The organism is Aliidiomarina haloalkalitolerans (assembly GCF_003987315.1).
Taxonomy (GTDB): domain Bacteria; phylum Pseudomonadota; class Gammaproteobacteria; order Enterobacterales; family Alteromonadaceae; genus Aliidiomarina; species Aliidiomarina haloalkalitolerans.
Window position 1 is genome coordinate 1 of the sequence record NZ_PIPI01000025.1, and the last position, 989, is coordinate 989.

1 protein-coding gene is annotated in these 989 nt (G+C 50.2%); it reads left to right on the plus strand.

Annotated features, from left to right (window positions below; translation table 11 throughout):
- The coding region (locus CWE06_RS12335; RefSeq protein WP_206750284.1) for a hypothetical protein at positions 1 to 987 on the plus strand (987 nt) is incomplete at its 5' end.
- Between the last annotated feature and the right edge of the window lie 2 nt (positions 988 to 989).

The following is a 989-nucleotide window of genomic DNA, read 5'->3' on the forward strand; positions in this document are numbered from 1 at the left end:
GACCCGAGTGGGTATTTGTTTAAGAAGCTAAACACCAAGTTCGGCAGATTCACCCCGCTACTGGCGATGGCTGTGATGATTATTCCTGGTGCACAACCCATAGGAGCAACTATGCTTAAGGGGTTTATAGCAGGTGGTATTGCCACCGGACACTTACGCGGAGCGATAGTCGGTGGGTTAACTGCAGGCATGGGGAAAAGCCTTGGTGAATTAAAGGGATTTGGAAGCTTCATGTCGAGGGGGATTATTGGCGGTGCCGCGAGCTCCGTGCAAGGCGGTAAGTTTAGTCACGGATTTGTGAGCGCAGGTGCAAGCTCCTTAGGGGGTAATGGAGGAAGCCCAACTGGAAACATATTGATGTCTGCCATTGTTGGTGGAACCGTATCCCACCTAGTAGGTGGTAAGTTTGCGAATGGGGCAACCTCAGGGGCGTTTGCGCAGATACTGAGTGAAGGAGGAAACCGCAGTCAGTATCGTCGTTCGAGTGGTTCGGTATCACTAACCGACGAGCAGAGAGAAGCTTTTGAGCCGCAATTCAGAGAGCTAAAGGACAAAGTTGCGCAGTCAGGTCGCTTTAAGAGTAGTGACGACGCTGCTAATTGGCTGCATGAGAATGTTCACTCGAAACTAACGATTGATGTTGAGGTAGGAGCTTATATTTACCAGACGGGAGATGAGTTTTTCATTGGGGCTTTGCAGACTGACTACATGACCAATAGTATTAATCTTGTCAGAGTGGGGAGAGCGCAACCGCACTCGTCATGGCATTCCCATGGCAGACATGAGGGCGTTTACTGGCGGCCTTCGTTGGATGATATTCAAGTAGACTTAGACCAAAAGCTTACATTTGGCTACACTTCCACGACCCATCATGGGGGCTCCCTGTGGCGGTTTGATGTGAATGGATTCAGGGCGTCTGACCTGCCGATTAGCGATGGCAATACTCGGCTCCACATGTGCAACTTACGTCGTGAAGGAGATTGTTAATG